Here is a 21,935-nt window from a genome sequence, read left to right on the forward strand (position 1 = left end):
CGAAAGCGCCCCTCGCGATGTCCCAGCGCAAACTCTTCGTCACCACCGCCCTGCCCTACGCCAACGGCAAGTTCCACGTCGGCCACATCATGGAATACATCCAGGCCGACATCTGGGTGCGGTTCCAGCGCATGCAGGGCCACATGGTGCATTTCGTGGGTGCCGACGACGCGCACGGCGCGCCGATCATGATCGCCGCTGAAAAGGCCGGCAAGACGCCTCAGGAGTTCGTCGGCGAGATCGCCGCGGGCCGCAAGGAATACCTGGACGGCTTCCACATCCGCTTCGACAACTGGCACTCGACCGACAGCAGCGAGAACACCGAACTCGCGCAGGGCATCTACAAGAGGCTCAAGGCCGGCGGCATGATCGCCACGCGCACCATCGAGCAGTTCTACGACCCGGTGAAGGGCATGTTCCTGCCCGACCGCTACATCAAGGGCGAATGCCCGGTGTGCCACGCGAAGGACCAGTACGGCGACGCCTGCGAGGTGTGCAGCAGCGTCTATTCGCCGACCGAACTCATCAACCCCTCCTCGACGCTCACGGGCGCGACGCCGGAACTGCGCAGTTCCGAGCACTTCTTCTTCAAGCTCTCCGACCCCAAGGTCGTCGACTTCCTCAAGAACTGGACGCAGGACGGCAAGCTGCAGCCCGAAATGGCGAAGAAGGCCAGCGAGTGGTTCGAGGCCGGCATGGCCGACTGGGACATCTCGCGCGAGGCGCCCTACTTCGGGATCGAGATCCCCGATGCGCCGGGCAAGTACTTCTACGTGTGGCTCGATGCGCCCGTGGGCTATCTCGCCAGCCTGAAGAACCACTTCGACAAGGGACAGGCCGCCCAGCACTGGCACGAGCCCTCGCGCACTTCGCAGAGCTTCGACGAATTCGTCGCCGATCCGGCGGTGGAGCAGGTGCACTTCATCGGCAAGGACATCGTGTACTTCCACACGCTGTTTTGGCCGGCAATGCTGCAGTTCAGCGAGCGCAAGACGCCTAGCCAGGTGAACGTGCACGGCTTCATCACCGTCTCCGGCGAGAAGATGAGCAAGAGCCGCGGCACCGGCATCGACCCGCTCAAGTACCTCTCGATCGGCATGAACCCCCAATGGCTGCGCTACTACATCGCGGCCAAGCTCAATGCCAAGGTCGAGGACGTCGACTTCACGGCCGAGGACTTCATGGCCCGCGTGAACGCGGACCTGATCGGCAAGTACATCAACATCGCGAGCCGTGCGGCGGGATTCATCGCCAAGCGCTTCGGCGGCAAGCTGGGCACGGTGTCGGCCGACGGCGCGGCGCTGCTGGCCACGCTGCAGGCCGCCTCCGCGTCGATGCAGGCGCTCTACGACGGGCGCGACTACGCACGGGCCCTGCGCGAGATCATGCTGCTGGCCGACAAGGTCAACGAGTACGTCGACCAGAACAAGCCCTGGGAACTCGCCAAGAAGGAAGGCATGGAAGCGCGCCTGCACGACGTGTGCACAGCCTGCATCGAAGCCTTCCGCCTGCTGACGATCTACCTCAAGCCGGTGCTGCCGGCGCTGGCGGGGCAGGTCGAATCCTTCCTGGGCAGCGCGCCGCTGCTGTTCGCCGATGCGGGCCGGCTGCTGGGCGCCGGCCACGCGATCAACGACTACAAGCACCTGATGCAGCGCGTCGACGTCAAGCAACTCGACCAGCTCTTCGAGCTGCCCGAGCCAGCCGCCGAACCTGCTACCGCCGGCGCAACGCAACTGCCGGGCGGCGAAGGCATTGCGCCGACCATCACCATCGACGACTTCGTGAAGATCGACCTGCGCATCGCCAAGATCGTGGCCTGCCAGAAGGTCGAGGGATCGACCAAGCTGCTGCACCTGACGCTCGATGCCGGCGAAGGCAAGACGCGCAATGTGTTCTCGGGCATCGCATCGGTCTACGAGCCCGAGCAGCTCATCGGCAAGCTCACGGTGCTGGTCGCCAACCTCGCGCCGCGCAAGATGAAGTTCGGCATTTCGGAAGGCATGGTGCTGGCCGCCAGCCATGCGGACGAGAAGGCGAACCCCGGCATCCACGTGCTCGAGCCATGGCCCGGCGCAACGCCTGGTATGCGCGTACGTTGAGCCTCAAGGAGTCATCGCCATGAATCGCTTCGTATTGCTCGTTGTGGCTTCTGTCACTTGCCTTGCGCTCGGCGGCTGCGCGGTGGCGGGCGCTGCGGTGAGCGTTGCGGGCACGGCCGTGAGCGTCGGCGCGGGCGCTGTCGGACTCGCGGCCGATGCCGCGATCGGCACGGCCCGCATCACCGGCAAGGCGGTGGGCGCAGCGGCCGATGCCGTGCTACCCGGCGACTCGGACTGAACACAGGGCGCGTCCACAATAGCGCCCATGACCTCTCCCTTGAAGCTGGCGAGCTTCCATCCCCGGCTCATCGACGCCCTCGCGGGCTACAGCCAGGAACGCTTCTTCAAGGATCTCGGCGCCGGCGCCACGGTGGGCATCGTGGCGCTGCCGCTGGCCATGGCCTTCGCGATCGCCTCGGGGCTCAAGCCCGAAGCCGGCATCTGGACCGCCATCATCGCGGGCTTCCTGATATCGGCGCTCGGCGGGTCGGCGGTGCAGATCGGCGGACCGGCGGGCGCCTTCATCGTGATCGTCTACGGCATCGTCGAGCGCTACGGCGTCGCGAACCTGCTGATCTCCACCGCTTGCGCCGGCGTGCTGCTCTTCCTCATGGGGCTGTTTCGGCTCGGGACGCTGGTGCGCTACGTGCCGGTGTCGATCGTGATCGGCTTCACCAACGGCATCGCGACGCTGATCCTGATCTCGCAGATCAAGGACTGGCTGGGCCTCTCGATCGCCAAGATGCCGGCCGACATGTTCTCGCAGATCCATACGCTGGCAACGAATCTCGGCAGCTTCAATCCCTACGCCTTCGGGCTCGGCCTCGCCTGCCTCATCGGCCTGTTCGCATGGCCGCATCTGCTGCACGACAAGACGCGCTTCGGGCACGCCGTGCATTTCGTGCTGGGTCGCATGGCCGACACTCGCGCCGCCCGAGCGGGGTCGCGCGTGCCTGGGCCCATCGTCGCGCTGATCACGCTGACGCTGGTGTCGTGGGGCTTCAGTCTGCCCGTCGAGACCATCGGCACGCGCTTCGGCGGAATCCCCGGTGGCGTGCCGGGGTTCGCGCTGCCCGATTTCACATGGGAGACAGTCAAGCAACTGGTGACGCCGACGCTCACCATCGCGATGCTCGGAGCCATCGAATCGCTGTTGTGCGCGCGAGTGGCCGATCAGGTCAGCGGGCTGCCGCGACACGATCCGAATCAGGAACTGATGGCGCAGGGCATCGCCAACACCGTCGTGCCTTTCTTCGGCGGCATGCCGGCCACCGGCACGATTGCGCGGACCATCACCAACCTGCGCGCGGGCGCGAGTTCACCCATCGCGGGCATCGTGCATGCGCTCACTCTGATGGTGGTCGTGCTGGTCGCTGCGCCGCTCGCGCAGCATGTGCCGCTCGCGGTCCTGGCGGGCATCCTCGTCTTCGTGGCCTGGAACATGGGCGAGTGGCGCGAGTTCTCGCCGTACATGCTGCGGCGCTTCAGCCGCCACTACCGACTGCTGATGCTGGGCACCTTCTTCCTCACGGTCGTGTTCGACCTCACCGTGGCGGTGCAGGTGGGCATCGTGCTGGCCTGCGCGCTCTTTGTCCGGCGCATGAGCACGCTGTTCAGCGTCGAGATGGTGTCGCTGGAGCCGCCGGTGCTGACATTCAGGCTCTACGGCACGCTGTTCTTCGGCGCGGCAGCCAAGTTGGACCCGACCGTGCAGGCCATCGAACGCGCCCCCCGCGGCATGACAGTGGTGCTCGATGCGATGCATCTGATTTCGCTGGACGCGACCGGCCTCGATGCGCTGCGGCAGGTGCACAAGGCCGTCCTGTCGCGCGGCGGCGTGCTGCGCATCGAGTCGCTGCAGCCGCAGCCTCTGGAGGTGATCGTGCGGTCGGGATTCGCGGCCGAACTCAGAACCGGTGGTGACGCCGACGCGGCCGCGCACGGCGCCTGAGCACCTCAGTCCACCTTGATGTTGGCCGCCTTCACGATCTCGGCGTAGCGCTTCAGGTCCGACCGGATCTCCTGGCCGAACTCGGCCGGCGTATTGCCCGAAGCTGTGATGCCGAGCGCGGCGAGCCGATCCTTGATGTCTGGCGACTGGACGACCGCGTTGAGTTCGCGCTGCAGCTTGTCGACGATGGGCTGCGGCGTCTTCGCCGGCGCGAGGATGCCGATCCACGAAACAGATTCGAAGCCCGGCACGCCCGCCTCGGAAATGGTGGGCACCTTGGGCAGCGACGCCAGTCGCTGGCTGCTCGACACCGCGATGGCGTTGATCTGCCCTTTCTGGACGAAGGGATAGGCACCGGCCACGGCCGTATAGAGCATCGGCAGCGTGCCGCCCACCACGTCGGCCATGGCCTGCCCGCCGCCTTTGTAGGGCACATGGACGAAGTTGGCGCCTGTGCGCATCTTCAGCAGTTCACCGGCGAGATGCGGCGTGCTGCCTGTGCCTGCGCTGCCATAGGAAACGCCGCCGGGGTTGGACTTGGAATAGGCGACCAGTTCCTCGAAAGTCTTCACCGGCACCGACGGGTGCGTCACGATGATGAGCGCCGCATCGCCGATCTTGCTGACCGGCGCGAAATCCTTCACCGGATCGAAGGGCACCTTGCCATAGACGTGCGGATTGATGACCAGCGTGCCATCGAAGCCCACCACCAGCGTGTAGCCGTCGGGCGCCGCGGTCGCTGCCATCTGCGTGCCGATGTTGCCCGAGGCGCCGGGCCGGTTGTCGACCACCACTTGCTGGCCCAGGCGTTGACCGAGCCGCTCGGCCACCACACGCGCCCCGGTATCGGTGACGCCGCCGGGCGCGAAAGGAACGATGAGGCGAATCGGCTTGCTCGGGTAGTCGTCGGCCGATGCGGGGCCGGTGACGGCGGCCAGCGCCAGCAGCGCCGGCGCGATAAGTCGGCGCAGCGTCGCGCGATGGAAATTCGATGGCATGAATGTCTCCGTTTTCTAGTTGTGGAACTCTGTGCTTACTCGGGCTTGATGCCGCCGCGCTGCGCGACCAGCGCCCATTTCTCCGTCTCGCCCGCCAGGAATTTGCGGAACTCGGCCGGCGGCGTCAGCACCAGTTGCGCGCCCTGGGCCTGCATCTGCTTGACGACCGCCGGGTCGGCCGTGACCTTCTTGAGGTCCTGGTTGATCTGCGCCACGACTGCGGGCGACATGCCGGCGGGACCGAAGAGGCCGTACCAGCTGAGCGATTCGACGCCTTTCAGGCCAACCTCCTTGAAGGTCATCGCGTCAGGGAAGATGGCCATGCGCTGGTCCGCCGCCACGCCCACGACGCGCAGAGCGCCCGACTGCACGTGCGGCAACGCGGTGAGCACGCTGGTCACGCCCAGTGGCAGATGGCCGCCGATGATGTCGACCATGATCGGCGCACCGCCCTTGTACGGAATCCCGGCCATCTTCAGGTCACCGGCCTGGCGGATCAGTTCGCCGGTCAGCCGCGTCTGGCCTTCGGAGTAGCCCACGGCCAGCTCTTCCGTGCGCGCGGCCTTGACCACGTCGTTCAGCGTCTTGTATGGCCCCTTGGCGGCCACGACCAGCACCATCGGTGAGCTGGCGATGTTGGTGACCGGCGTGAAGGCGTTGATGGTGTCGTAAGGCATGCTCTTCATGAGCACCGGGTTGATGGCGTGGGAGCCCACCACCAGCAGCAGCGTGTGGCCGTCGGGCGCGGACTTGGCGACGTGGCTGGAGCCGATGACACCATTGGCGCCGGTGCGGTTGTCGACCACGACCGACTGGCCCCAAAGCTCCGACAGCTTCTGCGCCATCAGGCGGCCGACGATGTCGGTGCCGCCGCCGGCCGCGTAGGGCACCACCAGCGTGACGGGCTTGCTCGGGAACTTGGCGTCGGCGGCTTGCGACCACGCGGAGGTGGCGGCGATCGATGCGAGCGCCGCGAGGGCAGTACGGCGCGTGAAGGCGGTGAGGGGGCTCGTCATGGGTCTCGTCTCTTTCGTTGGAATGTGTCTTTGTGCGGGGACTTGTTCAGGCGGTTCGAGCGACAGGCGCCATTCGCTCCTTTTCGCGCTGGCGTCGCAGCCATGTGATGGCACGCCCACCCAGCGCGCGCTGCAACTGCGCCTCGGCGAAGTTCATCGCGTCGAGCAGGCCATCGATCGAGATGCCGGTCGAAAAGCCGCTTCGTTCAGCCATGAGCACCAGGTCCTCGGTGGCGACATTGCCGGCGGCGCCGGGCGCGAACGGGCAGCCGCCGATGCCGCCGACGCTGGCGTCGAAGCGGCGCACGCCGGCCTCCAATGCGGCCCAGGCGTTGGCGACGCCCATGCCGCGCGTGTCGTGGAAGTGCACGGCGAGTTGCCCCACCGGCACCACTTGGCACAAGGCGCCGAGGCGCTCCTTCACCTGACCGGGCGAGGCGGAACCGATGGTGTCGGCGATCACGATTTCTCCGGCGCCCTGCTCGTGCATGCGCGCGGCCAGGCGCACCACTTCCGCGAGCGGCGTCTCGCCCTCGAAGGGGCAATCGAAGGCCACTGCCACGTAGGCGCGCGTGCGCATGCCAAGGCGCTGCGCCTCGGCCAGCGTCCGCGCGCTGACCTCGGTGGCTTCGTGCAGCCCCATGTTGATGTTCTTGCGGTTCATGGTCTCCGTGGCGGAGAGCACGACCGCGATCTCCCGCGCGCCGGCCGCATGGGCGCGCTCCAACCCCTTGAGGTTGGGCACCAGCACCGAACTGCGCAGTTCCGGCAGCGCCTCGTTCAGTTGGGCAACCAGTTCGCCGGCATCGGCCATCTGAGGCACGGCCTTGGGCGACACGAAGCTCGTCGCCTCCACGCTCTGCACGCCTGCGGCGGCCAGCAGGCGGATCAACTCCAGCTTGGCCGCGGTCGACACCTGCACCTGCTGGTTCTGCAATCCGTCGCGCGGGGCGACGTCGGTGATGTGGATTCGTTCCATGGTGCGAGGCCTAGGCGATGGCACCGTCGCGCCGGAGTTGTTCGAGTTGTTCGGGCGAGTAGCCGGCCAGCTGCGTCAGCACGCTGCGCGTGTGCTCGCCCAGCGCGGGTGGGCAGGTGTAGGTCTTGCTGGACGCCGCGGAGAGCTTGATCGGATTGCCCGGCATGCGCAGCATCTCGCCGGTCTTGAGCGGCACTTCGACCACCATGTCGCGTGCGCGCACCTGCACGTCGTTGAGCGCCTGCTCGAAGTTGTTGACCGGTCCGCAGGGAATGCGCGCTGCGCGCAGCCGCTCCAGCCAGTAGGCCGTCGGCTGCTTCTGCAACTCGGCGCCGACGATGGCGTCGATCTCCGCCTTCGCCGCGTAGCGCACCGGTTGCTGGAGGTACTCGGGCTTGCGCAACGCCGGCAGGTCGATGAACTCGACGAAGCGCTCGAAGAAAGCATCGCCGATGCACGCGATGATGATGTGACCGTCGGCCGTCGGGTAGCTGTTGTAGGGCACGTGCACGAAGTGGCCGTTGCCGATGCCGGCGGGCACGTGGCCGGACATCAGGTGCATGGTCGCCATGTAGTTGAGCAACGAGATCTGCGCGTCGAGCATCGAGATGTCGACGTGCTGGCCGCGGCCGGTGCGCTCGCGCTCCGCGAGCGCCGCGAGCACGCCCATCGCGCCGAACATGCCGCCACCGAGGTCGCCGATCGGAATGCCGCTACGTGTCGGGCCGGTCTCGGGCGTGCCGGTGATCGACATGCCGCCGCCCATGGCCTGCACCACTTGGTCGAAGGCAGGGCGATGGGTTTCGGGACCACTCTGGCCGAAGCCGGTGACCGAGCACGTGACGATGCGCGGGTTCACTTGCGACAGCGAGTCGTAGTCGATGCCCAGCCGCGCCGTCACGCCGACGCTGAAGTTGTCGAACACCACGTCGGCCTGCCGCACGAGGTCGAGGAACACGGTCTTGCCGGCCTCGCTCTTGAGGTCTACGCAAACGCTCTCCTTGTTGCGGTTGAGCGTGAGGTAGTAGGCGCCCATGCCGTCGCGGGCGTAGTCAGGGTCGTTTTCGAGCAACCGACGCGTGCCCTCGCCGGTGCCGGGCGGTTCGACCTTGATGGTGCGTGCACCGAGATCGGCCAAAAGCATGGTGCCGTAGGGACCCGAGAGCATGTGGGTCAGGTCCAGCACGGTGATGTGTTCGAGTGCCAAGTGCGATGTCTCCGTAAAACGTGTTCGCTCTACGTGTTGCATGCACCGTGCCAAAGCATCGCTGTCTCGCAACTCATTGATTTGAAAGACTTTTTCCGAAGATTGCCTTCTGGATTTTGTTCCATGCGACATCTATGGAACACTCATACGTTTCACCGAGACGCATCCTTTCCATGGCGACCCATTCCTTTCAGCGGACACGCCTGCCCCGGCTCTGCTTTCTCAGCTACCGGCAGATCCGCGAATTCGCCATGCCGGTGGTCGCCGAATATGTCGGCCGCGCCGACATCGAAGTGGTGGACGGCACCTTCGGCGGCGCGCTGGAGATCGCGCGCGATCGCATCGCGCGCGGAACGGTCGACGCCTTCGTCAGCGCCGGCTCGAACGCCAGCATCCTGCGGGCCGGCCTCGAAGCGCCCGTGGCCACCATCCAGCTCGGCGGCTTCGACCTGCTGCAGGCGCTCATCAAGGCCCGGCGCATTTCGAGCCGCGTAGGGGTGGTGATGTACGGCCAGACCATCCCCGAACTGGATGCGGTGAAGGACCTGCTCAACATCGAGATCACGCAGTACGCCTACCAGACGCCGGACGACGCGCGCCAGCAATTCGAGATGCTGCGCCGGGACGGTTTCGAGGTCATCGTCGGATCGAGCCTGGTGGTCGAACTGGCCGAGGAAGCCGGGTTGCACGGGCTCCTGGCCTACTCGCTGGCAAGCATCCGCAAAGGCTTCGAGGATGCTATCGAGCTGGCGCGCGTGGCCCGACTCGAGGCAGGCCGCTACGAGCAGCTCAACGGCGTGCTGCACAACCTGCAGGAAGCCGTGCTGGCCGTGAACCGCGACAACTGCATCATCGCGGTCAATCCGCCGATGCAGCAGCTGCTGGGCACGCCGCATCGGCCGCTGCTGGGACAGCGCCTCGATCTCGTGGAGCCCGAGTTGTCGCTCCAGCCCACGCTGGACACGGGCACCGAGGAGCGCGCAGCGGTGCAGCGCTATGCCCGGCGCGACTGGATTGCCAATCGCACCCCGATCCGGGAGCATGGCGAGATCGTGGGCGCGGCCATCACGCTGTACGACGCCCGCAAGATCCAGGAGGCCGATACCAGCCTGCGCATGCAGCAACGCCGCCATCAGAACGCGGCGAAGCACGGCTTCGCCAGCCTCGTCGGACAGAGTCCGGCGTTCGTTCGCGCCGTCAACACGGCGCGCCGCTTCGCAAAGACCGACCTCGGCGTGTTGATCGCCGGGGAGAGCGGTGTCGGCAAGGAACTCTTCGCGCAGGCAATCCACAACGACAGCGCACGCGCCGACCGGCCTTTCGTCGCGGTCAATTGCGCGTCCTTTCCCGAGACGCTGCTGGAGAGCGAACTGTTCGGCTACGAGGAAGGCGCCTTCACCGGCTCACGCCGCGGCGGCAAGCGCGGGCTCTTCGAGACCGCCCACACGGGCACGCTGTTCCTGGACGAGATCGGCGACATGCCGCTGTCGCTGCAGACGCGCCTGCTGCGGGTGCTGCAGGAACGGGAGATCACGCGCCTTGGCGCCACGGCGCCTATTCCGGTGGACGTGCGCGTGATCGCAGCCACCCACCAGCCGCTCGAAGAGATGATTGCCGCGCGGCGCTTCCGACAGGACCTCTACTACCGCATCAACACCCTGCGCCTGTCGCTGCCGCCGCTGCGCGAACGCGGCGATGACATCGCCGAACTCGCCCGGGCCCACGTGCGGCGTTGCCTCCATCGACTGGGCTCGCGCATCGATGCCGATGCCGCGTTGGCACCGTTGCTGCCGCAGTTCATCGCCTGCGACTGGCCCGGCAACGTGCGCGAACTGGAAAACATCAGCGAACGAGTCGCGGTGTTCCTCCTGCAGTTCGACCGCCTCGAAGACATCCGCTACGACGAGTTGCGGCACGACTGCCCCGAACTGTTCGAGCGGCATCTTCCGGGAACGCAGCCATTGCGGGAGCGCGTGCTGGAAGCCGTGCGACTCGCCGATGGCAATCGCCAGCGCGCCGCGAAGAAGCTGGGTGTCAGCCGCTCGACCTTGTGGCGCTGGCTGCGCGAGTTCGAGCTCCAGCCCGACAGGTCCTAGTTCGCCTCGGTGCTGCGATCAGGCGACGACCCCGCGCTCACCACGCGCTGGTCGTCGTTGAGGGTGGCCGTAAAGACCATGGGCGAGTTCGGCGGCTGGACCCAGCGCCATTCCCAGTCGGTCTGGTTCTTGAGGGGATAGGGCGTGCGCTTCGCGGGCTTGCCCAGCAGCTTGCGCAAGTCTTCCATGGGCATGCCGGGCCGCACCTTGTCGAAGTTCTCGGGCGTGAGCACCTGGCGCAAGGCGCTCATCTTGCCGTCGGAGCCGATGGTGATCATGTAGTTCTTCTGGCCCTGGGGCTGGCGGTTGTATTCGAACACCCGCCCCTGAGGCGAATCCCAGATGTTCTCGGGTTGGCCGAAGCGCGCACGCACGTCGGCCTCCGTGGACACCCCCTCCTCCAATTCGCTGATGCGTTTCATGTCGCAGGCCGCAAGCCAGAAGACAGTGCTCAGAAGCGCAGTCGCCAGGCGCCAACGGGTTCTCGATCGCGCCATGGCGCCTCCTTGTCAATGAGTGGCGCCGAGTCTAAGTCCGCCTCCCGGCGGGCCTCAGTTCTGCGCGAAGCAGAACAGCAGGCCGCCGCCGCCCGTCTTCTTCAGCGCATCCAGGCTGCAGCCCTGGGTGGGATGCGACGAGTTCCACGACTTCATCGGGGGGCTCTCGTTCAGGCCGATGCGGTCGTGGTGGCCCACGATGGCCGAGCCGTCGCCGCTCTTGGTCCAATTGCCGCAGGTGTTGTCCTTGCCGTCGGCGATGGCGCGGCCATCGGGCGACGAGCCAGTCAGGATGTCGTGCTGGTTCACCGGATCGCCGCGGCCGCTGACGATGTCGCCTTTTTCGGTCAGTGCGGTCTGCTTGGTGAGGTTGTTCGTGCCGTGCAGTTCGTCGACGTTGCTCGCGATCAACTGGCCCTTGACGTTGTACCAGGGGCCGGTGCCGACACGGTCACGGGCATTCACTGCCGGGCTGGCGCCCGCAGCGTTGGAGCTTAGGTAGGCGCGCCAGGTACGGCCGCCCGCGCCAACGCTCGCGGCCAGGCTCTGGCAATAGCGATCGGCCCCCGCCAGCCCGCCGAAGTCGGCGCCCTTGCCGGGGTTCGCGCTGGTGACGAAGAAGCCCGTCTTGTTCTGTGACGTCGCAGGCCCCGTGGTGTTGCAGGCGACCAGCAGCACGGCCGTGGCGGCGGTGGCAACGAAGTACATCGAGTGTCGGCGCTTCATGAGCAGTCTCCTTCGGATGGTTGGGAGCCGCCACGCTAGCGCATGCCGACAGCCGCTTCAAGGCGGATTCCACCGGGTAAAATCCCCGCCAAAGGTTCTTACTGCCATGTCCATCTTCGCCCGCCCCCACTACACGTCCGAAATCACCCACTTCATCGAACAGATGAAGGAGAAGAAGCCGACGCTGGAGGCCGAACAGCGCGCCGGCCGTGCGCTCCTGTGGGACAAGCACCTCGATCGCAGCCTGCTGACCGAGTACAGCGAGGCCAAGGTGCCGCAGCAGCCCTACGTCTACCAGACCCGCGTCAAGTAAGTGACCATTCGGGCCGTACCGGGCTCCGGCAGCCGCCGCCAGGGCGATGGCGCCGCGACGGGCGACAGCAGCCGTTCCACGCAGGACGAGGTCATCGCCGACGACAGCGTGGCCCTGGTCACCGGCATGCCCGACGTGATCGACCAGGTCGCGCTCGCCCGGCTCTACGGCGAGCCGTTGTTCGCGCTGCCGAACGACCTGTACATCCCGCCCGAAGCGCTACAGGTGTTCCTGGAGGCCTTCGAAGGCCCGCTGGACCTGCTCCTCTACCTGATCCGCAAGCAGAACTTCAACATCCTCGACATCCCGATGGCAGGACTGACGCGGCAGTACCTCAGCTACGTCGACGAGATCCGCCAGACCAACCTCGAGCTCGCGGCCGAATACCTGCTGATGGCCGCGATGCTGATCGAGATCAAGTCGCGCATGCTGCTGCCGCCCAAGAAGACGGCCGAAGGCGAGGAAGCCGAGGACCCGCGCGCCGAACTGGTCCGCCGCCTGCTCGAATACGAACAGACCAAGCTGCAGGCCGCATCGCTGAGCGCCATGCCCCAGGCTGGTCGCGACTTCTGGAAGGCGCAGGTCTACATCGAGCAATCGCTCAAGCCGCGTTTTCCGGATGTGAACGTGGTCGACCTGCGCGAAGCATGGGCCGACATCATGAAGCGCGCCAAGCTCGTGCAGCACCACAAGATCTCGCGCGAGGAACTCAGCGTGCGCGAGCACATGAGCATCGTGCTGCGCCACCTGCAGGGGCGCCAGTTCGTGGAGTTCGAAAAGCTCTTCGACGTGACGCGGGGCACGCCGGTGCTGATCGTCACGTTCATCGCGATGCTCGAACTGGCGAAAGAGACGCTGATCGACATCACCCAGGCCGAGGCGTTCGCGCCGATCTACGTGCGGCTGGCCTACTCGCCGGCCTGAGCCCCACGCCGGAGCCGCTTCAGGCGGATTCGACGCCGGGCTCGCGGCCCATCAGCTCCGCGACTGCTTCCGCTGGCCGCACGCGCCCATCGAGCAGCGCCACGACGCTCGACGCAATGGGCATCTCGACGCCCAGATGCCGCGCGCGCTGCACGACCGTGCGAGCGCAATAGACGCCTTCGGCCACGTGGCCCAGCGAGTTCACCGCCTGCTCCAGCGTGAGGCCCTGGGCCAGCAGCAAACCGACCTTGCGGTTGCGGGAGAGGTCCCCCGTCGCTGTGAGGACGAGGTCGCCCAAACCGGACAGGCCCATGAAGGTGTCGGGCCGCGCGCCGAGCGCTGCGCCGAAGCGCGTCATTTCAGCGAGGCCGCGCGTGATCAGCGCAGCACGCGCGTTGAGACCGAGGGACAGCCCGTCCGCGAGGCCGGTCGCGATGGCCAGGACGTTCTTGACCGCGCCACCGATCTCCACGCCGACGATGTCTTCGTTGGCGTAGACGCGCAGTGCGGGGCCATGTAAGGCACCGACCAACGCTTCGCGCACCGAAACATGCGAACTCGCCGCGACCAGCGCCGTCGGCCGGCCCTGCGCGACTTCCAGTGCGAAGCTCGGCCCACTCAGCACGCCGGCGAGCAGCCGTGGCGCAACGCGCGCCTGGATTTCGTGAGCCAGCAGGCCTTCCTCGCCCGAATCGGCAATGGCAGGCTCGACCCCTTTGGACAGCCAGGCAACCGGGCAGGCCACGTCGCGCAGCTTGCCGAGTTGCTCCCGCAAGGCAGCCATCGGCGTCGCGACGATCACGAGATCGGCGTGTGCCACCGCGGCGAGCGCATCGCCTGCCAGGAGATCCAGCGAGGGAGGAAGCGCGACGCCGGGCAGGTAGCGCGCGTTTTCACGCGCTGCCGACATGGCTTGGATCTGGGCCGCGTCACGGCCCCACAGGGTGACCGTGTGCCGGGCCGCCGCATTGACCGCCAGCGCCGTGCCCCATGCACCGGCGCCGAGCACGCAGATTCTCATCGGTGCGTGCGCTGGCGGATTACTGCGTGATGATCGGCGAGGTCTGCGCCGCGGCTTGCGCCTGCTGCTGCTCGAACATCGCCTGGAAGTTGATTTCGGCCAGGTGCACCGGCGGGAAGCCGCCGCGCTGAATCACGTCAGCCACGTTGCCGCGCAGGTAGGGGTAGACGATCTGCGGGCAGGCGATGCCGAGGATCGGGCCCATCTGGTCTTCGGGCAGGTTGCGGATCTCGAAGATGCCGGCTTGCTTGGCCTCGACCAGGAACACCGTCTTGTCCTGGATCTTGGTCTGCACGGTGGCCGACACGGTGATCTCGAAGATGCCGTCGGTCACGGGCTGGGCGTCGACGCCGAGCTGGATATCGACGGTGGGCTGTTCCTGCTCGAGCAGGATGGCCGGGGAATTCGGCTGTTCGAGCGACAGGTCTTTCAGGTAGACGCGCTGGATCTGGAACACGGGATCTTGGGCTTGCTGGTCGGCCATGCTGAACTTTCGAGTGTCAAAACAATGCCCGCCCGGGGATATCCCAGAGCGGGCTTCTGGAGGTAGCCGGGGATTATCGCCCGACGAAAGGAAGTCAGGCGCTCTGCAGCAGCGGCACCAGCCCGCCGCGTCCGTCCAGCGCAATCAGGTCATCGCAACCGCCGACGTGGGTGTCGCCGATGAAGATCTGCGGCACGGTGCGCCGCTGGGTGATGTCCATCATCGTGGCACGCGCCTGCGGGTCGCTGTCGATGCGGATCTCTTCGATCTGCTCCACGCCCTTGGACTTGAGGATTTGCTTCGCGCGAATGCAGTAAGGGCAGACGGCGGTGGTGTACATCTTGACAGCTTGCATCAGGGGTATCTCGGGGAAGTTCAGGCCTTTTCAACCGGCAGGTTAGCGTCTTTCCAGGACTTGAGTCCGCCGGCGACGGCTTGGGCTTGTTCGTACCCCAGCTTCTTGGCGGTCGCCACGGCGCGCTGGGCACGCGCGCCGGTGGCACATACAAGCAACAGGGGCAACGACTTGTTCTTGACCGTGGCGGCAAGCTTTTGCTCGAGCTGGTTGAGCGGCACGTTCTTCGCTCCGGTGACGTGGCCTGAGGCAAACTCCTCGGGTTCGCGCACATCGACCACCACCGCGCGCTCGCGGTTGATGAGTTGCACCGCGCCCTGCGCCGTGAGCGATCCGGCGTTTGCGCCGCGCACCATCGGCCATGCCAGCATGCCGCCGGAGCTGAGTGCAATCAGGATCAGCATCCAGTTGTCGATGATGAATTTCACGGTATTCCTTGAGTGGCAAACCTCGGATTTTAGAATGTCGGGTTTACGCACGCGTTCCCAAAGGCCTCTCCCATGCACAAACTGGTACTGATCCGCCACGGCGAATCGACCTGGAATCTCGAAAACCGCTTCACCGGCTGGACCGATGTCGACCTGACGTCGACCGGTATCGAACAGGCCAAGCAGGCTGGCCGACTCCTGAAGGCCGAGGGTTACGACTTCGACGTCGCCTATACCAGCGTGCTGAAGCGCGCCACCCGAACCCTCTGGCACACGCTCGACGAACTCGACCGCACCTGGCTGCCGGTGGTGCATTCCTGGCGCCTGAACGAACGCCATTACGGCGGGCTGCAGGGCCTCAACAAGGCCGAGACCGCCAAGAAATACGGCGATGACCAGGTTCTGGTCTGGCGCCGCAGCTACAACACGCCACCGCCGCCGCTGGAAGCCAACGACCCGCGCAGCGAACGCAGCGACGTGCGCTACGCCAAGCTGGCGCCCGAGCAGGTGCCGTTGACCGAGTGCCTCAAGGACACAGTGGCACGCGTCTTGCCTTTCTGGAACGAATCCATGGCGCCCGCCATCCGCGCCGGGCGCCGCCTGGTGGTCGCGGCGCACGGCAATTCGATCCGCGCCCTCGTGAAATACCTCGACGGCATCTCCGACGATGCGATCGTGGGTCTCAACATACCCAACGGGATTCCGCTGGTCTACGAACTGGACGACGACCTCAAGCCGTTGCGCCACTACTACCTCGGCGATGCGGACGCGGCCGAGAAAGCCGCAGCCGCGGTGGCTGCACAAGGCAAGGGTTAACGAAAGTCTGACCTTCGTCTGCGGATTCGCGGAACCACGGCAGACAACTTGCTTCCAAGCCCTGTATATTGGATTGACAGGCGACAAGGACACTTACACATGGGCCAGAAATTGAAGATCACCGGCTGGGTTGCCGCGGGCGCCTTTGCCGGCGCGCTCACCACCGTCTCGTTGCAAACTGTTGCACGAGGCTCTCTGGCTCCCCTGCCGCTCGAAGAACTGCAGCAGCTTGCTGCGGTTTTTGGCATGGTCAAGAGCGACTACGTCGAACCGGTCGACGAGAAAAAGCTGATTTCCGATGCCATCTCCGGCATGGTGGCCGGCCTCGATCCGCACTCGCAGTACTTCGACAAGAAGTCGTTCAAGGAATTTCGCGAAGGCACCACCGGACGCTTCGTCGGCGTGGGCATCGAGATCTCGCAGGAAGACGGCCTGATCAAGGTGGTCTCCCCGATCGAGGGTTCCCCGGCCTTCCGTGCCGGCCTCAAGCCGAACGACCTGATCACCAAGATCGACGACACCGCCGTGCGCGGCCTGACGCTCAATGAAGCCGTCAAGCGCATGCGCGGCGAAGCCAATACCAAGGTGCTGCTCACGATCTACCGCAAGGATGAGAACCGCACCTTCCCCGTGACCATCACGCGCGAGGAAATCCGCACGCAATCGGTTCGCGGCAAGATCATGGAGCCGGGCTACGGCTGGATTCGCCTGTCGCAGTTCCAGGAACGCACTGTCGATGACTTCGTCAAGAAGGTCGAGGAGCTCTACAAGCAGGAACCCAACTTGAAGGGTCTGGTGCTCGACCTGCGTAACGATCCGGGCGGCCTGCTCGACGCCGCCGTGGCGATCTCCGCTGCATTCCTGCCGGAAAACGTCACCGTGGTCTCGACCGATGGCCAGTTGGCCGAGAGCAAGTCTGTCTACAAGGCGGCGCCGGAGTTCTACCAGCGCCGTGCCGGCAGCGACCCGCTGCGTGGCCTGCCGGCTGCGCTCAAGACCGTGCCGCTGGTGGTGCTCGTCAATGAAGGCTCCGCCTCTGCCAGCGAAATCGTCGCCGGCGCGTTGCAGGACCACAAGCGCGCGACCGTGATGGGCAGCCAGACCTTCGGCAAGGGTTCGGTGCAAACCGTGCGCCCGCTCGGTCCGGATACCGGCCTCAAGATCACGACGGCGCGCTACTACACGCCCAGCGGCACTTCGATCCAGGCCAAGGGGATCGTTCCGAACGTGCTGGTCGACGAAAGCGCCGAAGGCAGCCCCTTCGCCGCGCTGCGCATGCGCGAAGCCGACCTCGAGAAGCATCTCGCCAGCGGCCAGGGCCCGGAAAACAAGGACCCTGAACGCGAAAAGGCACGCGACGAGGCTCGCAAGCGCCTCGAGGAAGAAGCCAAGAAGCCGCCGCAGGACCGAAAGGTGCCTGAATTCGGCACGCCGCAGGACTTCCCGCTGATGCAGGCGTTCAACCGCCTCAAAGGCCAGCCCGTGCTCGTCAGCAAGACGCAAGTGATCGTGGACAACAAGGAAGAAAAGAAAGAAAACTGATCCTGGGTGGCTCCCGTGAGTGAGCCAACACCCTGCGATCCGCGCGGCGCATGGAAGACCAAGACCTCCTGCGCTACTCGCGCCACATCCTGCTCGAGGAATTCGGCATCGACGGCCAGGCACGCGTCAGCGCGGCTCATGCGCTGGTGATCGGAGTCGGGGGTCTGGGGTCGCCGGTCGTGCTGTATCTGGCAGCGGCCGGGGTTGGCCACATCGCCCTGGTCGATGACGACGAACTCGACCTGACCAATCTGCAGCGCCAGGTTGCGCACACCACGGCGCGCGTGGGAATGGCCAAGGTCGACTCGGCTGCAGAGGCGATGCGCGCCATCAATCCCGACATCTCGATCGAAACCCACAGACTGCGTGCCGACGACGACCTCCTTGCCCGGATGGTCGCCGCGGCGGATGTGGTGATCGATTGCAGTGACAACTTCGCCACGCGCCATGCAGTGAACCGCGCTTGCGTGACGCATGGCAAGCCGCTGGTGGCCGGCGCGGCCATTCGCTTCGATGGGCAGTTGAGCGTCTATGACACCCGCGACCCGGCTTCGCCCTGCTATGCCTGCCTATTCCCGCCCGACGCGGATTTCGAGGAAACCCGTTGCGCGGTACTCGGCGTGTTCGCTCCCGTCGTCGGCACCATCGGAACCTTGCAGGCCAGCGAGGCGTTGAAGTTGCTCGCGGGCATCAGTCCCTCGCTCGCGGGAAGCCTGCTGATGTTCGACGGTCGACGCACCGCATTCGACACCCTGCGCGTCGCGCGCGATCCCGCCTGCAGCGTCTGCGGGCATCGCCCGGTCGGCTAGCCACCGGTCGCCGAAGATTGCCTCTTGGCCTTGGCCGCACCCGCGGCCGCGGCGCGCGAACTCGGTTGCTTCGCCTCGGCCAGCACCTCCTGGCAGTCGGCATCCTGGCCCGGGCCGGTTTCAATGGTCGCGGCCAATGCAAGCAGAGGGTTGATCAAACCCAGCGCCACAGCCGCGGCGCCGCGTGTCGCCAACGGACCGGCCTCTACGCCGGCCTTGGGTGACGCAAAGGTGCCGCGAACGATCAGCGGTGTACGCAACGCCAGGATGCTCACGTCCTTGGGCTGCTGCCGCACGACGATGTCCATCGACTCGTTCGCCAAGTTGATCTGGCCGGTGGCGTTGAACACCGTATCGGACGTGTCGAAAACCAGGCTGCGACCGTTCATCACGCCCTTCTCGACGTCGAATGCCACGGCGGCGCAACGCAGCGTCACGTTGTGGTCGCCTTCCAGCAGGAACTTGATGATCTCACCGCCATCGAGCCCCATGAACTCCAGCAGCAGATTGCTGAACTGCCCGCGGCCGGTGATGGCCGCCACGTCGCCCGAGGCGCCGCCGAGCCAGCTCGCCACAGAGTTGCCGCGCCCCGACAGATTGATTCGCCCGTCGAGCTTGCCGAAGCTGGTCTTCAAGGTCTCGACCTTCGGGATCAGCCGGTTGAGTTGCATGGCGCGGACGTCGAGCGATGCGCGAATATCTGCTGGATTCTGCGTGGCATCGATGCGGATCGCGCCGACCACGCTGCCGCTGGCAATGCCGAGGTCGAGTGGGTCCAGCGTCAGGACACCGTCCTTGAGCTTTACCTGCACGCTGCCCTTGTCCAGTGGGAGTTCACGCACGTTCCGGATACGGTCCGCCGTGTACTTCACGTCGGCATTCATCGCGCGCAGGCGCTCGAAGTCGAGGGTTGCATCGGGAAGCACCTTGCGGCCGGGATCGCGCTGCGCGCGCTTGACCTGCGTGATGGTGGGCGGCGGCGCGACGCCTTCGATGGCATTCGCCGAACGACTCGTCGGCGGCAGGCCGATGAGAGGACCGAGATCGTCCATGTCCATCACGCGCGAATGCAACGTCCCGCCAAGGTGAGGCACCTTCTGCGACTTGTCGAATTGCATCTCGCCGCCGATGTCGGAGAGGCCCAGCCGGCCCTTGAGGCCCCGCACTTCCCATAGGGAGGCCTGCTTGCGCAGGTTGCCGCTGAGGGCGTAAGGCGGTGTCTGAGGCAGTGCGATGCCCAGCGCGGGATAGAGATTGCCGAGGTTCTGGCCCCTCATGTCGAACTTCGCGTCGAGACCGTCGAGACTGGCCAGTTCGGCCACCGTGCCCTCCGCCTTGAGCCGGGTGTGGCCGGCCGAGAGCTTGATTTCGATCGGAAACGGTGGCTGCCCTGCGGCATTGAGCTGCAGCACGTTGCCGGTCCGCCCTTCGGCCGTGAGCGGCTGTTGACGGTAGCGGCCCTTGATTTCGTAGCTCAGCGGCATGTCGCCCCGGCTGGTGTCGAAGGTGAAATCGGCATGCAGGTCGATTTCGAGGTGCTTGGCGAGGAAATCGAGCGAGCCGTCGTCGACTTGCAGCAAGCCGATGGTCGGCACCGTGGCTTCGTCCGAGGTGTCTTTGCCCAGCGCCCAGGTGCGCCGTCCGTCCTGCTCCATCTGCAGGCCCAGCGTGGGTGAATCCAGTGCCAATCGGGGAAAGACGAGCTTGCGCGAGAGCAGTTGCCAGAAGCTGATGTCGAACTCAGCGCGCTCCGCTCGCACGAGATAGGGGTCTCGGGCCCAGGAAGGGTTGGCAAACTCGATTCCGTCGAGCTTGACTGTGGCAAGCCGCCACCCCATGTCCACGTCCAGGTGCCGGGTAATCTCGAACTTGCGCCCGGTCTTTTCGCTCACATAACGATTGACTGGCTCGCGAAAAAGATCCCACGGGAACAGCGCAATCACAAGCAAGAACGCGACCAGCAAGCCCAGCAAAACCGCGACCGACCTGGCCCAGACCGAGCGACGCAGCGAGGATGCAGCGGTCGCTTCCACGGTCATGAACCTTCAGTCGATCGCTGGCGTCTTGCCGATCGACGTAACGGCTTGGGGCGCAGCGAGAAAGCCGACGGCCGAAACACCAGCAGCGGTTGCCGCTTCGACCAGCCTCAGTTCGGCGATGGCAGGCTCGCCTCCCGCGACCACCGCAGCAGCGGCAGCAGTGAGCAAGCCCATGGCAACGTAGCTCCACACGATATTCATTTCGGTACCTTCTGAAGGGTGTTCGGTGTCGTGCCAGGAGCGTAGGGGCAGGGACTTACCCCCCGGGTCGGTAGCCGGCCGCAGTTACTGTGGGGCCGCGCCTACGTCCGAAGTTCGCATTCGGTCGTAAGAACAAGCCTACAGCCGGTGTCCCCGGAACCTTGCATGATGTCGGCCAATAATCAGTAGCATTTGCGACGACAGCTTTCGGGACGCAAGCCTGCCGGCCAGAATGCTCGCCAAGGGGCAAGCGGTTCTCATGGACCCAAGATTGAAAACCTACATCGTCGAAGACAACGTCACGATCCGAGAGAACCTCGTTGGCACTCTGGAAGAGCTCACGTGTATTTCGGCCATCGGCTTTGCCGAGACCGAAGCCGAGGCCAGCCAATGGCTCAGCGACAACGGCGATGAATGGGAACTGGCGATCGTCGACCTCTTCCTCAAGCAGGGCAGCGGACTCGGCGTCTTGCAGGCCTGCATGTCCCGCCGCCCGACTCAGAAAGTCGTGGTCCTGAGCAACTACGCCACCCCCGACATCCGCAAGCGCTGTGCACAGTTTGGCGTGGATGCGGTCTTCGACAAGTCGAACGAAATCGACGGCCTCATCGACTATTGCATCGAACAGGCGGCCTTGCGCCAGTCCTCAACCCGAACCTAAGAGCTTCCTCACGAAGTGCGCGCAACCTGGGGGGGCGCGCATCAATCAATCAGTTTGTTCTTCAGCGCGTAGTAGGTCAGGTCGCTGTTGGAGGAGAGGTTCATTTTCTCCATCAGGCGCGTGCGGTAGGTGCTCACGGTCTTGACCGACAGCGACAAGGTCTTGGCGATGTCGCCCGCGGTCTCGCCCTTCGCCAGCTTGAGAAACACTTGAAACTCGCGTTCGGAGAGTTGTTCGTGCGGGGCGGCATCATCCTTGCGGTCGAGCTGACGCGCCAGGAGTTCGGCCACTGCCGGCGTAATGTAGCGGCGGCCCAGCGAGATGGTGCGGATCGCATTGACGATCTCGATCGGATCGCATTCCTTGTTGAGATAGCCGCTCGCGCCCTGACGAATCAGGTTCATCGCGTAGTGCTCTTCGGGGTAGCCGCTCAGGATGAGGATGCCGACATCCGGTGCCTTGGCGCGAATCATCGCAAGCGCATCGATGCCGCTTTGCCCGGGCATCGAGAGGTCCATCACCAGCACATCGAGTTCAGTGGTGCGAACAAGTTCGATCGCTTCGCGACCGCTGGCGGCTTCGCCCACCACCCGCAGGTCGACGTGCTCGGAGAAAAACTGGCGCAAACCGGAGCGCACGATGGCGTGGTCGTCCACAATTCCGATCTTGATCATCTGTTACCTTCGTCGTTGTATCGCGGCCCATTTGCGTCGCAACATGCCGGTCCCTGGTCGGCTCTGATTATTCACGAATTTGAACCGCAGGCATTG

Annotated in this window: 23 protein-coding genes; 10 read left to right on the forward strand and 13 right to left on the reverse strand. The window is 65.4% G+C overall.

Going from position 1 to position 21,935, the window contains the following annotated elements:
* The first annotated feature begins 17 nt into the window (after positions 1–17).
* From metG to QTI04_RS22505, 3 genes are read left to right on the forward strand one after another with little or no spacing between them, the layout of a single operon-like run.
* Entirely contained in the window at positions 18–2,102 is a 2,085-nt protein-coding gene (gene metG / locus QTI04_RS22495; RefSeq protein WP_286617645.1) for a methionine--tRNA ligase, read from the forward strand.
* A gap of 19 nt (positions 2,103–2,121) precedes the next feature.
* Positions 2,122–2,340: a hypothetical protein gene (locus tag QTI04_RS22500; RefSeq protein WP_286602034.1), complete on the forward strand. Its 219-nt coding sequence runs from the start codon at positions 2,122–2,124 to the stop codon at positions 2,338–2,340.
* Between the two features lie 27 nt (positions 2,341–2,367).
* Positions 2,368–4,053, forward strand: coding sequence for a SulP family inorganic anion transporter (locus QTI04_RS22505; RefSeq protein WP_286617646.1), 1,686 nt, complete (start codon positions 2,368–2,370; stop codon positions 4,051–4,053).
* A 5-nt stretch (positions 4,054–4,058) separates the two neighbouring features.
* On the opposite strand, the gene QTI04_RS22510 is transcribed toward QTI04_RS22505, so the two are convergent.
* From QTI04_RS22510 to QTI04_RS22525, 4 genes are read right to left on the reverse strand one after another with little or no spacing between them, the layout of a single operon-like run.
* Positions 4,059–5,051, reverse strand: a complete 993-nt coding sequence (locus QTI04_RS22510; protein WP_286617647.1) for a tripartite tricarboxylate transporter substrate binding protein — start codon at positions 5,049–5,051, stop codon at positions 4,059–4,061.
* Positions 5,052–5,086: 35 nt separating this feature from the next.
* Positions 5,087–6,067 carry a tripartite tricarboxylate transporter substrate binding protein gene (locus QTI04_RS22515; RefSeq protein WP_286617648.1) on the reverse strand — a complete coding sequence of 327 codons (981 nt, stop codon included), beginning with the start codon at positions 6,065–6,067 and terminating at the stop codon, positions 5,087–5,089.
* Between the two features lie 46 nt (positions 6,068–6,113).
* On the reverse strand, positions 6,114–7,046 hold the full coding sequence (locus tag QTI04_RS22520; protein WP_286617649.1) for a hydroxymethylglutaryl-CoA lyase: 933 nt from the start codon (positions 7,044–7,046) through the stop codon (positions 6,114–6,116).
* A 10-nt stretch (positions 7,047–7,056) separates the two neighbouring features.
* Complete coding sequence (locus QTI04_RS22525; protein ID WP_286602041.1) at positions 7,057–8,253, reverse strand: CaiB/BaiF CoA-transferase family protein; 1,197 nt, start codon at positions 8,251–8,253, stop codon at positions 7,057–7,059.
* 173 nt (positions 8,254–8,426) lie between these two features.
* Between QTI04_RS22525 and prpR the strand changes: the two genes are divergently transcribed.
* On the forward strand, positions 8,427–10,349 hold the full coding sequence (gene prpR / locus QTI04_RS22530; RefSeq protein ID WP_286602043.1) for a propionate catabolism operon regulatory protein PrpR: 1,923 nt from the start codon (positions 8,427–8,429) through the stop codon (positions 10,347–10,349).
* Here prpR and QTI04_RS22535 read toward each other — a convergent pair.
* Together QTI04_RS22535 and QTI04_RS22540 are read right to left on the reverse strand one after the other, a co-directional pair.
* The gene (locus QTI04_RS22535; RefSeq protein WP_286617650.1) at positions 10,346–10,846 is read right to left on the reverse strand and encodes an outer membrane protein assembly factor BamE; all 501 of its coding nucleotides are present in this window, start codon (positions 10,844–10,846) and stop codon (positions 10,346–10,348) included. The two genes, prpR and QTI04_RS22535, sit on opposite strands and share 4 nt — an antisense overlap.
* A gap of 54 nt (positions 10,847–10,900) precedes the next feature.
* Positions 10,901–11,572, reverse strand: a complete 672-nt coding sequence (locus QTI04_RS22540) for a hypothetical protein (RefSeq protein WP_286617651.1) — start codon at positions 11,570–11,572, stop codon at positions 10,901–10,903.
* 106 nt (positions 11,573–11,678) lie between these two features.
* Here QTI04_RS22540 and QTI04_RS22545 point away from each other — a divergent pair, with 106 nt between their 5' ends.
* Entirely contained in the window at positions 11,679–11,885 is a 207-nt protein-coding gene (locus QTI04_RS22545; RefSeq protein WP_286617652.1) for a DUF3460 family protein, read from the forward strand.
* 126 nt (positions 11,886–12,011) lie between these two features.
* Positions 12,012–12,809 carry a ScpA family protein gene (locus QTI04_RS22550; protein ID WP_286569477.1) on the forward strand — a complete coding sequence of 266 codons (798 nt, stop codon included), beginning with the start codon at positions 12,012–12,014 and terminating at the stop codon, positions 12,807–12,809.
* Positions 12,810–12,828: 19 nt separating this feature from the next.
* On the opposite strand, the gene QTI04_RS22555 is transcribed toward QTI04_RS22550, so the two are convergent.
* From QTI04_RS22555 to QTI04_RS22570, 4 genes are all read right to left on the reverse strand, one after another.
* A complete protein-coding gene (locus tag QTI04_RS22555) occupies positions 12,829–13,830 on the reverse strand; it encodes an NAD(P)H-dependent glycerol-3-phosphate dehydrogenase (RefSeq protein WP_286617653.1) in 1,002 nt (333 codons plus the stop codon).
* A gap of 19 nt (positions 13,831–13,849) precedes the next feature.
* A complete protein-coding gene (gene secB, locus QTI04_RS22560) occupies positions 13,850–14,314 on the reverse strand; it encodes a protein-export chaperone SecB (protein ID WP_286602051.1) in 465 nt (154 codons plus the stop codon).
* Positions 14,315–14,408: 94 nt separating this feature from the next.
* The gene (gene grxC, locus QTI04_RS22565) at positions 14,409–14,669 is read right to left on the reverse strand and encodes a glutaredoxin 3 (protein WP_286617654.1); all 261 of its coding nucleotides are present in this window, start codon (positions 14,667–14,669) and stop codon (positions 14,409–14,411) included.
* Between the two features lie 20 nt (positions 14,670–14,689).
* Entirely contained in the window at positions 14,690–15,097 is a 408-nt protein-coding gene (locus QTI04_RS22570; protein ID WP_286602054.1) for a rhodanese-like domain-containing protein, read from the reverse strand.
* Positions 15,098–15,169: 72 nt separating this feature from the next.
* Between QTI04_RS22570 and gpmA the strand changes: the two genes are divergently transcribed.
* From gpmA to QTI04_RS22585, 3 genes are all read left to right on the forward strand, one after another.
* The gene (gpmA, locus tag QTI04_RS22575) at positions 15,170–15,913 is read left to right on the forward strand and encodes a 2,3-diphosphoglycerate-dependent phosphoglycerate mutase (RefSeq protein WP_286617655.1); all 744 of its coding nucleotides are present in this window, start codon (positions 15,170–15,172) and stop codon (positions 15,911–15,913) included.
* A gap of 99 nt (positions 15,914–16,012) precedes the next feature.
* Complete coding sequence (locus QTI04_RS22580; protein ID WP_286602056.1) at positions 16,013–17,455, forward strand: S41 family peptidase; 1,443 nt, start codon at positions 16,013–16,015, stop codon at positions 17,453–17,455.
* 50 nt (positions 17,456–17,505) lie between these two features.
* Complete coding sequence (locus tag QTI04_RS22585; protein ID WP_286602057.1) at positions 17,506–18,264, forward strand: molybdopterin-synthase adenylyltransferase MoeB; 759 nt, start codon at positions 17,506–17,508, stop codon at positions 18,262–18,264.
* On the opposite strand, the gene QTI04_RS22590 is transcribed toward QTI04_RS22585, so the two are convergent.
* The gene (locus QTI04_RS22590) at positions 18,261–20,303 is read right to left on the reverse strand and encodes an AsmA family protein (protein ID WP_286617656.1); all 2,043 of its coding nucleotides are present in this window, start codon (positions 20,301–20,303) and stop codon (positions 18,261–18,263) included. The genes QTI04_RS22585 and QTI04_RS22590 overlap by 4 nt on opposite strands.
* Before the next feature lie 6 nt (positions 20,304–20,309).
* The gene (locus tag QTI04_RS22595) at positions 20,310–20,504 is read right to left on the reverse strand and encodes a hypothetical protein (RefSeq protein WP_286617657.1); all 195 of its coding nucleotides are present in this window, start codon (positions 20,502–20,504) and stop codon (positions 20,310–20,312) included.
* Positions 20,505–20,763: 259 nt separating this feature from the next.
* On the opposite strand from QTI04_RS22595, the gene QTI04_RS22600 reads away from it, so the two are divergent.
* A complete protein-coding gene (locus tag QTI04_RS22600; protein ID WP_286602062.1) occupies positions 20,764–21,165 on the forward strand; it encodes a response regulator in 402 nt (133 codons plus the stop codon).
* A 41-nt stretch (positions 21,166–21,206) separates the two neighbouring features.
* On the opposite strand, the gene QTI04_RS22605 is transcribed toward QTI04_RS22600, so the two are convergent.
* Complete coding sequence (locus QTI04_RS22605) at positions 21,207–21,839, reverse strand: response regulator transcription factor (protein ID WP_028249172.1); 633 nt, start codon at positions 21,837–21,839, stop codon at positions 21,207–21,209.
* Between the last annotated feature and the right edge of the window lie 96 nt (positions 21,840–21,935).

The sequence above is a fragment of the Variovorax sp. J22R115 genome, assembly GCF_030317005.1.
Lineage (GTDB): Bacteria > Pseudomonadota > Gammaproteobacteria > Burkholderiales > Burkholderiaceae_C > Variovorax.